Origin of the sequence: Paraburkholderia sp. RL17-381-BIF-C, assembly GCF_046026435.1 — a bacterium.
In the GTDB taxonomy this organism is placed as follows: domain Bacteria; phylum Pseudomonadota; class Gammaproteobacteria; order Burkholderiales; family Burkholderiaceae; genus Paraburkholderia.
Genome location: NZ_JARESX010000121.1, coordinates 1 through 13,980 on the forward strand (window position 1 = coordinate 1; position 13,980 = coordinate 13,980).

The 13,980-nt window shown below is 58.7% G+C and carries 13 protein-coding genes; 5 read left to right on the forward strand and 8 right to left on the reverse strand.

All coding sequences use genetic code 11. The features are described 5' to 3' along the window. The first annotated feature begins 205 nt into the window (after positions 1 to 205). Together P0D70_RS34870 and P0D70_RS34875 are read left to right on the forward strand one after the other, a co-directional pair. Positions 206 to 478, forward strand: coding sequence for a DUF1488 family protein (locus P0D70_RS34870; protein ID WP_408187851.1), 273 nt, complete (start codon positions 206 to 208; stop codon positions 476 to 478). A gap of 513 nt (positions 479 to 991) precedes the next feature. Next, positions 992 to 1,909 (forward strand): sterol desaturase family protein, encoded by a 918-nt coding sequence (locus P0D70_RS34875; RefSeq protein ID WP_408187852.1) that lies wholly within the window; start codon positions 992 to 994, stop codon positions 1,907 to 1,909. A 148-nt stretch (positions 1,910 to 2,057) separates the two neighbouring features. Here the strand turns inward: P0D70_RS34875 and P0D70_RS34880 are convergent, their stop codons facing one another. The 5 genes from P0D70_RS34880 to P0D70_RS34900 all read right to left on the reverse strand — a co-directional run bounded on the left by P0D70_RS34880 (position 2,058) and on the right by P0D70_RS34900 (position 6,694). Continuing rightward, on the reverse strand, positions 2,058 to 2,246 hold the full coding sequence (locus tag P0D70_RS34880; protein WP_177205126.1) for a hypothetical protein: 189 nt from the start codon (positions 2,244 to 2,246) through the stop codon (positions 2,058 to 2,060). 8 nt (positions 2,247 to 2,254) lie between these two features. Further along, entirely contained in the window at positions 2,255 to 2,632 is a 378-nt protein-coding gene (locus P0D70_RS34885) for a hypothetical protein (protein ID WP_408187853.1), read from the reverse strand. A gap of 197 nt (positions 2,633 to 2,829) precedes the next feature. Then, entirely contained in the window at positions 2,830 to 3,876 is a 1,047-nt protein-coding gene (locus tag P0D70_RS34890; protein ID WP_286162113.1) for an acyltransferase family protein, read from the reverse strand. Between the two features lie 252 nt (positions 3,877 to 4,128). Continuing rightward, complete coding sequence (locus P0D70_RS34895; RefSeq protein WP_091803886.1) at positions 4,129 to 5,376, reverse strand: ABC transporter substrate-binding protein; 1,248 nt, start codon at positions 5,374 to 5,376, stop codon at positions 4,129 to 4,131. A 73-nt stretch (positions 5,377 to 5,449) separates the two neighbouring features. Continuing rightward, positions 5,450 to 6,694 (reverse strand): DUF1479 domain-containing protein, encoded by a 1,245-nt coding sequence (locus P0D70_RS34900; protein WP_408187854.1) that lies wholly within the window; start codon positions 6,692 to 6,694, stop codon positions 5,450 to 5,452. A 95-nt stretch (positions 6,695 to 6,789) separates the two neighbouring features. Between P0D70_RS34900 and P0D70_RS34905 the strand changes: the two genes are divergently transcribed. Beyond that, on the forward strand, positions 6,790 to 7,746 hold the full coding sequence (locus P0D70_RS34905) for a helix-turn-helix domain-containing protein (RefSeq protein WP_408187855.1): 957 nt from the start codon (positions 6,790 to 6,792) through the stop codon (positions 7,744 to 7,746). Between the two features lie 365 nt (positions 7,747 to 8,111). After that, positions 8,112 to 8,903, forward strand: a complete 792-nt coding sequence (locus P0D70_RS34910; RefSeq protein WP_408187856.1) for an MHYT domain-containing protein — start codon at positions 8,112 to 8,114, stop codon at positions 8,901 to 8,903. Between the two features lie 357 nt (positions 8,904 to 9,260). On the opposite strand, the gene P0D70_RS34915 is transcribed toward P0D70_RS34910, so the two are convergent. The 3 genes from P0D70_RS34915 to P0D70_RS34925 all read right to left on the reverse strand — a co-directional run bounded on the left by P0D70_RS34915 (position 9,261) and on the right by P0D70_RS34925 (position 13,177). Continuing rightward, positions 9,261 to 10,091 (reverse strand): 3-oxoadipate:acetyl-CoA acetyltransferase, encoded by an 831-nt coding sequence (locus P0D70_RS34915; protein WP_408187857.1) that lies wholly within the window; start codon positions 10,089 to 10,091, stop codon positions 9,261 to 9,263. A 209-nt stretch (positions 10,092 to 10,300) separates the two neighbouring features. Beyond that, entirely contained in the window at positions 10,301 to 11,692 is a 1,392-nt protein-coding gene (locus P0D70_RS34920) for an MFS transporter (RefSeq protein WP_408187858.1), read from the reverse strand. A 423-nt stretch (positions 11,693 to 12,115) separates the two neighbouring features. Continuing rightward, the gene (locus P0D70_RS34925) at positions 12,116 to 13,177 is read right to left on the reverse strand and encodes a methyltransferase (RefSeq protein ID WP_408187859.1); all 1,062 of its coding nucleotides are present in this window, start codon (positions 13,175 to 13,177) and stop codon (positions 12,116 to 12,118) included. A 215-nt stretch (positions 13,178 to 13,392) separates the two neighbouring features. Here P0D70_RS34925 and P0D70_RS34930 point away from each other — a divergent pair, with 215 nt between their 5' ends. Beyond that, positions 13,393 to 13,836 carry a cupin domain-containing protein gene (locus P0D70_RS34930; protein WP_091803865.1) on the forward strand — a complete coding sequence of 148 codons (444 nt, stop codon included), beginning with the start codon at positions 13,393 to 13,395 and terminating at the stop codon, positions 13,834 to 13,836. Positions 13,837 to 13,980: the final 144 nt, after the last annotated feature.

Genomic DNA, 13,980 nt, shown 5'->3' on the forward strand with positions numbered 1-13,980 from the left:
GGGTCGACAGGAGGCATTCGACTTTTTCTACGGCGGCCGCTCGCAGAAACATCTGCCATACCCGGAGGAATGAAAATCTGCCCCGGCGCAGGACCCTGCGGCATATGGGGATGCTTGGTCGGACTGTAGGGATGGCACGTATGTTCTGGGAAATTTCGAGCGAGCGGCAGGAGCTCAGCTGGCCGGTGTATTCACGAGGTGCGGCATGCAAGTTCTTGATTTCGCGCCGGGGCTATCGCCAGACGGAAGCAGAATAGCATTCCATTTGTCAGAACGGACCGGCTCTGCTGAGTGTGCAATCTCCCGTGAGGCATTTGAAGCACATCTCTGGCTGCCGCCAGGCGCCAGCGAAGTCCGCACGCTCAAAGCGTTTGACGACGGTCGAAATCGTATCGTCGCGGTTGCCGAGTGGAATATGCGGACTCGGCCGGGCCCGCCCGTTTGCCTAACCAGTCGTGACTCAGTCACCAGAGGTTAGGCAGCGGTGCTTGGCGCGCAGGAAGTCGAAACGGTATTGACCTGACTCCTCGGTCCGTCGTGAGCAAATCTTGTTAAAAAAGCACGACCGCTCAGTCGTATCTAATTTCTTTTATGAAAAGTTTGCGAACTTCAGGCAAGTCGAGCTTTTCCGCGCCGTGCGCGCTCCAAATGGTGGAGATATTGGGGCGCCCAATACGTCGATTCGGCGATACCTGCAGCCGGAGCGGCGCTGAGGAGGTGGGAGCCGCCGCCCACCGATTTCCGCGCGGCGGCCCACCGCAATGGACTGACGGCATCCACCGAAGATGCGATTCGCGCAATGGTGTCTAAGAGACAAAAGCGGCTGCCAGTCTTGGCTGGAAAGGCTTCGAGCCACATGACATGCGGTGAAATAACTTTCGCATAGCCTGTTGCGGGAGCCATAGATACAGTGCGCATATCGGATGCGATGCACTGTTCCACAACCTCACCGCAGACGATATCCCCCGGTCACTACCGTTATGGCATCGTCATGGAACAACTCGGAAAATTCTCGCTATATGTCACGGCATTCGTCATTGCCGTATCGATGGTCGAAGCCGTCTGGCTGAGTCGGAGAAACCGCAATGCGGCCACGCCATTCGCGTGGTACGAAGTGTGGCTTTCGCTGGCCGACGTCTTCGCGCGCAAGCTGCTCGCGCTGCTGCCGCTCTCGCTCGCGACACCTGTGTTTGCGCTAGCCTGGGAGCATCGCATCTTCACGGTGGAACTCAATAGCGCGCTGATGGTGCTGGCGCTCTTCATCGGTCAGGAATTCTGCTACTACTGGTATCACCGCGCGTCGCATCGCATCCGCTTCTTCTGGGCCACGCATGCCGTGCATCATTCGCCGAACCAGTTGACCCTCTCAACCGCGTACCGGCTCGGCGTGACGGGCAAGCTGACGGGCTCGGCGATTTTCTTCGCGCCGCTCGTGTGGCTTGGCGTGCGTCCGGAAGTCGTTCTGCTAACGCTCTTCTTCAACCTCATGTATCAGTTCTGGCTTCATGCCACGTGGATTCCGAAGCTCGGTTGGCTCGAGTATGTGTTCAATACGCCCTCGTCGCACCGCGTGCACCATGCGTCGAATGTCGAATATCTGGACGCGAACTACGGCGGCGTGCTGATTATCTTCGACCGGCTGTTCGGCACTTACGTCGAGGAACGCGCCGACGAACCTTGCCGCTACGGGCTCGTTACGCCAACAACCTCACGCAATCCGTTCGTCGTCGAGTTCGAGCACTGGGCTACCCTTGTCCGGGACGTGTTGAAGGCGAAGAACGCGTGGACCGCGATCAATCACGTTATCCGGCCACCGGGCTGGATGCCGGAAGGCGGCGGCGAAACCACGGAAGAACTGCGCCACAAGAGCGAGGCCGCGCGTCGCGGATACGAAGTGACCAACAGCTGATCAACTGGCGATTTGTGCAGGGCGAGCTGACCAAGCTTCAATCGTTGACGACGCATACGGGTGATGGGGCGCACGCCGGGCACGCGTGCGCCCCATGTCCATCGTGCCCGGCCATCGTGTGTACCTGCCGCAAGCAGCATGATTCGGTTCATGGTGTGAATTTCCTGGGGAGGGAGCCGCGTCGCGCGGCGGGATTACTGCCGGGGAGGTTATTTGTTGGAGGTGGCCGCGTGGTCGCGATGACACCGTCGACCGGCGTCTTGCCGACGAATGCGAAGCCGCGCCAAACCACGAGGATGCCGGCGGCCGCGAGATATTTCTTCGTATCTGACTGCATGAATGCTCCTATTGCCGGCGGTGAATCACTTCGGTGCCGGAGAATTGATAACCTTCCTTGCCGCACTTTTGCGCGATCCAGATAGGGAAGGGCAGCGTGTGCAGGCCTTCGTCTTTTCCGATGTGGTGCGCCTTGCAAAGCAACATGCCGTTGACCGTCATGTCGTCGACGAACTGGGTCCAGTCGGTGAAGTTGTCCCAGTCGAATGCCTGGTTCGCTTCACCCCAGACGCCGACCTGCGCGTCGAACTTGAAGCGCTCCCATTCGATCATCTCGGCAAAGGAGCGCTCGATCGGGTGGTGATGCGCTTCGAATGGATGGCCAACTTTCGTCGGCCGTCGCGTTGCAGATGAAACAGCGGCCGCCGTACCGCGAGAGCAAGGCATTACGCGTGCGCTTGAACAGAGCCTTCGTCATATGCGGCTCGTGGCCGGGGATGTTGACGTCAACGGTCAACGTCTCTTTCCCTTCGTGGATTTGGGTAACGTTGGTCATGTCCGTAAACGAAGAAACCGCCCGAAGGCGGTTGTGGCGAGTGACGAGGTGACAAAAAAGCCACCGCGAAGGTGGCTTGATGGGTAGATCAGGTAATGACTGGATCAGTTTGTCGTTTCATCCAGTTTCGACCGATCGCTCTTGAGAGTCGGTGGGCCGGGGTCTCAACCATGAAGTACATAAGGTTGGTGAGGATGATGGCGATGCATAGCAGAGCAATCCAGTACTGCGCACCTGCCAGACTGCTATACATCACAGCAACGACCGGTATCGCCAACTTGTGCGTGAGATAGAGCGAATAGGATGCGCGGCCAAGCGGCGCAACTCGCGTGAATATCGTCCGCGACGCGCTCGCTTCCAGTTCTGCAACGATCCAGAGCGCGCACAGGATTGCGAAGGGAAGCATGCTCCACTTGTAGTGCAGCGGCGTCAGGAAATGCAGGATCAAGGCGATTGCGTTCGCCAACACTATTAACACGCGTAACGTCTGTCGCACGCCAGCCAAGCCCAAAATGCGTAGTGATGTCGGGGATCTCGACGAAGAAGCGTAAAACTGCGCGATGATGCAACCGAGAAGCCAGATCGGCAATCCGCGCAACGTCGTCAGGATGATCCCGTTAGACCAGAAGTAGCCGTGAGTGTCATCCGGAATAAGATTAACAACCAGCGCCATTAGGAAGGCAATGGCCGTGAGGTGCGGCAATCCCCCTTTGCGCGCGACTCGCAAGATGACCGGATAGCCGAAGTAGTAAAGGATTTCGCTGTAAAGCGACCAGAGCACGGCATCGAGCTCGTATGTTCCGTTGGGTAGCACTTTGGCAGCGGTTACTGCCACTATCATCGGCGCGCCAATACGCACCAGTCGTGCGACGTAGAAATTCTTGACAGCAAGCGTTTTCCCCGAGACATACGGCAGATGGATGCAAAACCCGGAAATGATGAAGAACGCCACCACTGCGGCCGTGCCACAGAAAACGCTTTTGAACATGCTCTCGATGGTCAATGCATGACCGGCGAACATACCAAAGGTGAAATGAATGGGCGGCGGCCCGAAGTGGCTCAACATGACCCAGAGTGCGCAAACAAGCCGCAGGCCATCAAGCGCTTCAAATCGAAGGTCTCTGTTCTGTGTCACCGCTTACCCCGTTCTTGAGTTTAGTTATCGACGATGCTACGGGGTGGTAAAGCAATAACGAGGCCGGACGCGTCTGTGCCGCGCGCCGGTTGGGAAAATTGCTTTGTGGCCCGTAACAGTGGGTAACGCATGACGCGTGTTACGGGTACATCGAATGCAGAATTCTGGACACGCGTTGCGTTATGCCGCCACATTCCTCGAATGACCTTGCACGACCGCTTGATTTTGTCGAGGCGGCTTCGAAATTCGTACCTATTTGATCTTCGCTGCAGCCGCGACCTTGCGCACCGCCTCTTGCGGGTCTTCATTCGAGTTCATGAAGCCCGTCACGACATCGGTAATCGCGCCTTCGGTGGCTGACGACTGAACGTCACCAAACGCGAACGACGGAAAGAACGTGTTGGATTTGATGGTGGATTGCTCATCTGCGTATGACTTCTTGGCACAGGCGTCGAACTTGTCCATTGAAACATCCTGCCTGACTGGAATCGAACCCTTGTAAAGACTGAATTGCTCCTGGAAGGCGGGCGACATGATTGTTTTCGCCAACGCAAGCTGTCCAGGTGTCGCTTCTTTTTTGCCGTTCTGCTGGAAAAACACGAACGAGTCTACGGTGTAGGTGAAGGCGTTCGACGTACCCGGCGCAGCCGCGCAGATATAGTCAACGTCGGCTTTCTTGTTCGCATTGGCAAACTCACCTTTCGCCCAGTCCCCCATGAATTGCATCCCACCCGATCCGTTGATGACCATGGCAGTCGCGAGATTCCAGTCACGGCCGGTCGAGCCTTTGTCGAAGTAACCTTGAATCTTCCGGACAGTCTGGAATACCTGCAACATCTGCGGCGAAGTGAGTGTTTTCTGGTCGAGCTCCATCATGGCCTTGCGATAAAAATCCGCGCCCTGAGAAAGCACGACCGTCTCCCAGATGGTCATGTCTTGCCAAGGCTGGCCACCACGCGCGACGGGCGTCATGCCCGCAGCCCGGAACTTGTCGGCTAGCGCGAAGAACTCGGGCCATGTCGTCGGCGGCTTACCACCCACTTTATCGAGTGCGGCTTTGTTGATCCACAGCCAGTTGATCCGGTGCACCGAGAACGGCGCCGCCACATAGTGGCCCTTTGACATCATGGTCTTGTTGATCTGCGCGGGAAGTTGGGCTTTCCAGTCAGTAGCGGACTTGTCTATATCGACCAACACGCCTTGATCAGCCCAGTCCTGTATCAGCGGCCCCTTGATCTGCGCAGCCGACGGCGCGTTACCGGACATGACCTGTGTCTTCAACGCCGTCATGGCGGCCGCACCCGCCCCTCCGGCTACGGCGAAGTCTTTCCACTCGTAACCCTGCTTGTTCATGTCGTCCTTGAGCACTCTGATTGCCTTCGATTCGCCCCCAGAGGTCCACCAGTGCAATACAGAAAGTGACTCGGCAGCACTTGCGACCTGTGCGCCTGTGGCAAGCACCGCAGCGACGATTGCGGCTGACATGACTGTTCTTTTCATGGCTGTCTCCGTTAGTTTTCTTTATGAATCACCAGGCAGGCGCACGCCATGATGGCGTGCGTTTTCGTAGCGCTTACAGATCGAAACCGAGTTGGGCCTTCCCGAGCGGCGTCAGATCTTCGACAGTAGCCCGTCCGACAAAGTCGACTTCGAAATGGTCGGTCGGGAAGTCAGGCGGGCTTTTGCCCTCAAGGAAGCTAGGCAACTGGCGCTTGAGGTATTCGTCGTTCTTGGCGCACGCGGGCGCCGACGCGATATACATCACGTTGCTGTAGCCTGCGCCGCGGTGCGCGTCTTCCACTGCGTGGATCACGTCGCTATGCCAGAACACGGTGTCGCCCGCCTGCATGTGGGGAATCGATGAGAGCGCGTCGAAAAGCGGCGCATGAAATTCCGGCTTGATGGAGAGCGCGCGACCTGGCATCGCGCCGCACAGGTCGTCATCGGCCACATCGTCCTGAAGGGCGCGCAACAGGATATAAGCCATCGAATTTGCAATCGGCACGAGTTGCAGCGTGCCGTCGCCAGGGCCTTGCGGCGTCAGTGCGGTCCAGCCCTGAAACGTGCGGAACATCGAACATACGGCGGGAGATGCAATCTCTTCTACGTCCGGCCGGAATGCGGCGTCGAACGGATCATATTGACGCCAGTTGCCGTCGAACACATGCCGGTACACCTTGCGGAAATTCGCTTCGATCCAGCGCTCGACCGAGCCGCCGTCGCAATGCGCGGACAAGCCCAATGACTCGGAGCCGGGTGGCCGGCGACGCATCCGGTCCGCGTAGACCGGCACTCGCTCTGGATCGAAATGGATCCGGCCTTCACTTTCATTGCGCCACAACCGGTTCAGAAAGACACGGGCCGCAGTCAGCGACGGCGCCTGGCGCGCGAGGACCTGCGGCTTTGACCAGTACACGCCGTAAATCTGCGGCTTGCTGGATGCGAGCTGGCCAAAGTATTTGTCCTCGGCCCGATTCTGCAGGCGCGTATTCAGGTCGTTGCGTTCGAGGTAGTCCGCGATATCGCGGTCCCACCCTTCCACCAGAGCGCGGTCGAACACGTTGCGGATCACACACGCTCCACGTGTTTTGACGAGTTCGATTTGCTCGGCGCTCACGCGCTGCTCTGCGATGTCGGAGAACTGGATTTCGGGGATCACGTTTTCGCCGCGACTGCGTTGCGCGGCAATTCTGCTGGCTTCGGCGCGGATCGTTTCATCCACCTCGGCGAAAACATCCCGATAATTCGGAAGTCGTGCGCGAAGCTCCTGTTTGGCCTGCCGGATGGCCGCCGGCAGGTCGTCGATGATGAGTGCCATGGTCGTCTCCTCGTGGGTTCTGCTGTATCCGCAGGATAGGCTGACCGTGCACACAGAAGTGATACCATCCAGACAATTTCTTTGCGTTTTCTGCCATGAAACCAGCATACGAACATGTCGAATTTGGCGACGACTGCTCGGTCAGGGTTTACCACCGGCGTCTGCCGCGCATTCCGTTCGAATGGCACCACCATCCCGAATACGAACTAACCCTGACGCTGAACAGCCAGGGCAAGCGCTATATCGGGGATTCGATTGCAGACTATGTAGACGATGACCTGGTTCTTGTGCCCCCGAATCTTCCTCATACATGGGCGTCGAATCGCTCGATCGACGCAGCATCTCCTCAGGTTGCAATCGTGATCTGGTTTGGCGGCGATTGGGCGCGGCGGCTTGCGGACGTCTGCCCGGAATATGCGCCTTTGCGTAACCTGTTGCGTCGGGCCGCTTGCGGGCTGGCATTTGGTCCGGAGGTCGCCGCCGCGATGCGCGTACAGGTCGACAAGCTGCTGTCCAGCACCGCGCGAGAACGCCTTGCCGCGGCACTCAATGTCTTGTGCATGCTCGCAGAAGCACCTGGCGATCCGCTTGCTTCGCCGACCGCGTTTAGCGACCGTGCAGAGGGTCCTTCAGGGCACGAACCGGAGCGTATAAACCGCGTGCTCTCAATGATTGATTTACGCTTCGCTGAACCACTGCGTCTATCCGACCTTTGCGACGCTGCTAACGTGTCGGAACGTTCTCTGGCTCGCTACTTCGAGCAGCACATTGGAGAGAGCGTTGGGCGATATATCGCGCGAGTCAGGATTGGACACGCCTGCCGGATGCTTGCGCACACCTCGACTCCCGTTTCCGTCGTTGCAGCCCGTTCGGGGTTTCCGAACGTGGCTAATTTCAATCGACAGTTCAAAGCGTTGAAAGAACTCACGCCCGCCGCTTACCGCAAACAGTTCGCGGCCGGCGATATTGCCGAAACAGACGCCAGGCCGCAGATCAACGAACGATCACCTTCGTTGCAACGGAACCCGCGACTACCGAAATCAATTGCGTAACGCAGGCGAGCGAGCATAAGCGCGGGATTGACGTTGGCCGCATTGGGGTGCCTTCTTGTCGGGTGAGAGTTGGCACTCGAAATGCGCATTCATGGCCCAGAAAGCAAGGTCGATGAGCAGCGTCGTGAGTACGACGGACGCGAGTGCAACGGGCTTGCGCAATTGAGTCCGGTCGTCGATCATCTTCCCACCAACATGCACTAGAATTGACACCGTCGCGGATACTCAAGCGGCTAAAAATACTCAGAATGGATTTATAAGCGCACAGGCCAGTGCGAATGCAGAGCCCAGTCTTCGTCGGCAGAGAGGCCGCGTGAGGCTCTTGATAACCACTAATCGAGCTCTTGTGAAAGAGCCCCCAATCTATGCAAAGCAACTATAACCTCGGGTTAGTCGCCGTTTCCCTTATCGTCGCGACGCTTGCTTCATTTACGGCAATCGATCTCGCAGACCGGCTTTCCATTCTGGCTTACGTCCGTGCCCGGCAACTATGGCTGGCCGCCGGCGCCCTGGCAATGGGCGTTGGCATTTGGTCCATGCACTTCATCGGCATGCTGTCGTTTTCCCTGGATATTCCGATTGGTTACGATTTCACCATAACCTTTTACTCGCTCGCGATTGCGGTGATCGTCTCGTGGTTTGCGTTGCATGTCGTCACGCGGGAACGTCTGAAGCTGTTCCATTTGCTGGCGGGTGGGGTTCTCATGGGGTTAGGTATTGCCGGCATGCATTACATGGGAATGGCCGCGATGCTGATGAATCCGGCGATTCGCTACGAACCCAGAATTTTTGCCGGCTCGATTCTCATTGCAATCGCAGCGTCTACTGCGGCGCTGTGGGTCGCGAACACGCTGCGCGGCGCAGATCAGAACCATGTGATGCCCAAGCGCATTGGTGCGGCCTGTGTCATGGGGATTGCCATCGCGGGTATGCATTACACCGGCATGGCCGCGGCGAATTTCCCAGTTGGCTCGATTTGCGGCGCAGCGAACGGCGTCAAGCCTCAATGGCTCGCCGCCGCTGTCATTACGTTTGCGTTCGCAATTCTTATCGCGACGCTGCTTCTTTCCCGTCTCGACGCCAGAGTCGCGTTCCTCGCCAATTCTGTAGCGCGACTCAACGATCAGATCGACCGCGTGCGAGGCTCGACACGTTGACTGCTGGATTGGTGGATCATGTCAACGCGCCGTGCTTCTGAACGGCACTAGACAGTCGGCGTGCCCATCGTGACCGCTGTTATAAGCCGCATGCACTCGCGGTCGGATTGAGGCCTGTCATGCCGCCCCATGAGGGCGGCCGTTACGGCTCGATCACGCTCTTCGCCCGACTTATCCCCAGATATTGTTGAAGAGGGTGTTGATAACTACCTGGTGAACGCGCTAGAGCCTTGAATCGTAATAGTTTTCGTGGGGCGCATGAAATCGGGCGCAACGCGGCACAATCACCAGTACCTAACGCAGAAAAACAAAACGGTTGAGGCAGCCGAGCGGACGCCGACGGCGCGCGGCGTCGCCCTACAAGGCCGGCAAATGCAGCAGTTCACGCGCCTGTTTGGCGCTCGCTACCGGCCGCCCATACTCGCCGCACAACGATGCTACCCGTGCCACCAGTTGCGCATTGCTCTTCGCGAGCGTGTCCTTGTCCCAGCGGACGTTGTCTTCGAGACCTGTGCGGCAATGGCCGCCCATTTCCAGCGTCCAGTGATTCACCTCGAGTTGATGCCGTCCGATACCGGCAGCCGTCCACGTTGCATCGGGCAGTAGCGCCCTGAGTTGCTGCACCTCGAACTCCAGGATCTCGCGTCGCGCGGGCAGGGCGTTCTTCACGCCCATTACGAATTGCACGTGCACGGGCGATTTCAGCAGGCCGAGCCCGACCAGGTCGACGGTGCTGTACAGCATCGCCAGATCGAAGATTTCGATTTCCGGCTTGACGTTGTAGTCGAGCATCATCTTTGCCAGCGAGCGGACGAAATCCGGCGGATTTTCGTAGACCGTCGTCGGAAAGTTGACCGAGCCCGTTGCGAGAGACGCCATGTCCGGACGCAGATCGAGCATCGCGCCGCGCTGCTCGAACGAACGGCCGCGGCCGCCCGTCGAAAACTGGATGATGATGTCGGGACAATGCTTGCGGATGCCTTCCTGAAGCTTCGCGAAGCTCGACCGGTCGGAACTGGAGTTTTCCTGCTCGTCGCGCACATGCAGGTGTACGAGCGTCGCGCCGGCTTCATAAGCTTCGTGAGTGCTTTCGATCTGTTCGGCAATGGTGACCGGCACAGCCGGGTTGTCCTTCTTACGCGGCACTGAACCGGTAATGGCGACGGAGATAATGCAAGGCTGATTCATGAGGGACGCTCCATACAAATCGTTGTGGCCGGCCCGCCAGGCTGGCGAACCGACAGTGACAGCGCGACCGCCTAACCGGCAGCGCGCCGTCCCGTTCAGCGGGCTAATCCAATGGTTGCGCGCCCAACTTCATTGCGCGATCTTTTGATGCAGACCGGACCCGGACGATGAATGCCGGGCACCGGCGTTTGCATCCAGACGTTCGATTGCTACGCCGCTTTTGCGCCGGACAGGGTCTGCTCGCGCATCCGCTCGTAGTCCTCCTTGTCGACAGGCTTTGCGCTGCGCTGGCCAAGGTCGTTCAGGTGAATCCGGTACGTTTCCCGCACGCTGTATGCAGCAATCGCCGAAATTATCGTGACGCCGAACGTGATCGCACCGATCGTCATGGGGATGTTGGTCGATCCCGGAGGCGCGACGGTTGCGAAGAGAGCCGGCAGCAGCGCCGTAATCGTGGTGCCGATGTTTTGCGAAATCGCCATCGCCGAAACCCGGGAGCGCGTGGGGAAGAGTTCGGGGTAAAAGCTCGGGAAAACGGCGTTATAGCCCTGATAGATCACGCCCCACATGAGTATCGACATCACGATCGCCAATGGCACGTTATGGATGCTGATCGCGTAGAGATAACCGAACGACAGCAGCCCTGAACCGAGCGCGCCGCCGATAATCAGCGGACGGCGGCCGATCTTGTCCGACAGATTGCCGACCAGCGGGATCACGAACACGGCCACGATGTTGCCGAGCACCGGAATCCACAGGTAGACGCTTTTATGGAAGCCGATCCCGTACGATGGCTGAACCGCGTAGGCCGCGCCAAAAATCGTCGTGACCACCGGAATGACGTTCATCAACGCACAGCACACGACGACCAGCATCTCCTTCCAGTTAAACTTGAAGGCTTCGACAATCGGCGAGCGCGGCACGGCGCCTTCGGTCGCGAAGGCCGGCGTTTCTTTCACCTCGCGCCGGATGATGTAGCCCGCCACCAGAACGATTGCGCTCAGCAGGAACGGAATGCGCCAGCCCCAGGCATTGAACGCGTCTTCAGGCATGTAGTGGGCGAGCGGCAGGAACACGGCCGCAGCGAGAATCTGGCCGGCCTGCACGCCCTGCAGCGTAAAGCTCGAGTAGTAACCGCGCCGGCCGAATGGCGCGTGCTCGAGAATCATCGAGCTGGCGCCGGAGATCTCGCCGGCCACCGCGAAGCCCTGAATCAGGCGCAGCGCAACCAGCAGCACCGGTGCGAGCAGGCCGACCTGGTGGTAAGTCGGCAGCAGGCCGACGGCCATGGTCGAGAAGCCCATCAGAAACATGCACACCAGCAGGACGTTCTTGCGGCCTTTCGTGTCGCCCCAGTGTCCGAGAAAGAAGGCGCCAATCGGCCGCGCGACATATCCCACGCCGTAGGTCGCCAGTGACGCCACGATCGCGATCTTCGGGTTGCCTGAGGGGAAGAACAGCTGCGGGAAAATCAGCGATGCTGCGGTCGCGTAGATAAAGAAGTCGTAGTACTCGAGCGCCGAGCCAATCCAGCCGCTCGCGGTTGCCTTCCTTGTCTGATGGGTGCCATGCGGCTCGTGTTCGGTGGGGCTGCCAGCCATGTCTGTCTCCAATATTGATATTTGATCGCGGTGGGATTGCGCCCTGCTCGTCAGCGAAAACGCTTCGCTTGGATCGCGCCGGCTTCACCGCTTCAGCCGGCACATTCGATCAGTAATATTGAATGTGCATCCCGACATCGACCGGCATGACTTGCTTCGCTTGCGACGCGACACGAGCCTTAAATCGGCATTGGTCCGCAGAGCGATCAGGGATGTAAGGAAGTTACGCTGTCGATGGATGCTCGACAACGGCAGTCAGCATAATATGAGCGCTATTCGCGCAACACGCGCGATTTTCGTTCTGAAATGGGGTTTCTACGGAGCGGGACCATGAGCGGCAGGGACCGGAGCGTGGGCGGCCGGCCAGCATCGTGGCGTCGCTCCACGCGTCGGTAAATGGCGGCCGGGGCGCCAAATCCGCTCCTACCGGATTCCAATCACCATGGAATCCGGGCCGGCGAGAGGCTCGACGCGTGTCTCTGAGAAGCCGACTTCCTTCATCCACGCACAACACTGCGCACCCGTATAGTCGAAACCGCCGGGGGTCTCGATAAGCATGTTCAGGCTCATCAGCAGACCGAATGCATTCTGCCTGCGATCATCGTCGATCACCGCGTCGTAGACGATCAGACACCCCCCGGGAGGCAGCGCCGCGTAACACTTCGCCAGCAGTTCGAGTTTCTCTTCGAGATTCCAATCATGGAGGATGTGTCCCATCACAAGCACGTCTGCTGCAGGGCAAGGGTCCTTGAAAAAGTTGCCCGCATGGAACCGCACCCGTTCCTGCAAGCCGTGCAAGGTCACGTACTCGTTAAATACCGGGCCCACTTCCGGTAGATCGAAACCGCCGCCGAGCAGGTGAGCATGAGCGAGCGCGATCTGCACAGGTAGCGCGCCTTGTGCCGTGCCAATGTCGATGAAAGTACCGTAATTCTTCCAGGGGAATTTCTGCGCAATCGCCTTGGCCGCCCCAAGACTGACTCCGGTCATCGCTCGCAGAAAGCGCCGCAGGCCTGCTTCGTCGTGATAGATCGCGTCAAACAGGTTGCCGCCGTGTTTCGCCTCGTTCTGTGGCCGCCCGGTGCGAAGCGCTTCTGTCAGTGAGCCCCAGAACGGATACAGCCGGGCGTTGGCCATTTCCAGTAGTCCGCCCACGTAACCAGGCTTGGTCGAGTCCAGAAAGAGCCCGGCCTCCGGCGTATTGCGGTATATCCCGGCTTCGCGTTCCAGCAGATTCAATGCAACCAGCGCGTCGAGAAAATCGAGGGCCGATCTCGGATGCAATCCGAGCGCCTCAATGAGTTCCGCTGCATCGCTCGGACCGCTCGCGAGGCGCGTGAACACACCGAGTTCGACCGCGGACAGCAACGTCTTCGACGCCCAGAATCCCATGCCCAGTTGCAGAAGTCGCTCAGGAGTGGGTTCGGGCTGATACTTGCCGTCGGCGCCAGGTCCCTGCTGATCCACGTTTGGTGTACTTGGCATCGATGCCTCCGGCGGACACGGGTGGTGAAGCGCCGGGTGCCATGGCAGGCGGCGCGACGTTCTTAAGCGTAGTCATCGTATAAAGCTAAGTCCAGCCGCTTACGTGCTGCCCAATGTCGGACGTTCGGTCAGGAAACCGCTGCAAGCGGCGTGTCTCCGGCCTACACTCGTAGTGTTTGCGACCGGCGCGAATACTCAGGCGGGAGAAAATTTAAATGACTGTTGACAACGCGGAACCAGGCGAACTGATCACGGTCGGTCGTCTGACGATTCGTTACCTGATTGATGGAGCCGGCACAGGCGGGTTGGGCGTATTCGAGTTGACGGTGCCTCCTGGTTCGAGCGTTCCTCCACCTCACAGTCATACACATAATGAGGAGTGCGTGTATGTGCTGGAGGGCGTTCTTCGATACTCAGTTGATGGCGTAGTCCGGGATCTGGCCCAAGGACAGTGGATGCATTCCCGACGCGGATCGGTCCATCAATTCAGCAATCCACACGGTGACACGGCTCGTGCCTTGATCATACTTACGCCCGACATCGGCGCCCAGTATTTCCGCGACGTCGGCGCCATAGTCAATGCGGGTGAGCCGCCCGACCGCGCGAAGCTTATCGCTGTGATGTCCGGGTACGGACTGGTCCCAGCGTCGCCTAAATGAGTTGAAAGCGATCCACTGTGGCTGAATAACTATCGGCCGACGTGCAAACGCGCATGAACCTGGCTTCGATAACATCACTCGCTCGGGCGCCGCCACCACCGAATAGCCTCCCAGCGCCGCACCGCAACGCGTGCTTCATAGATA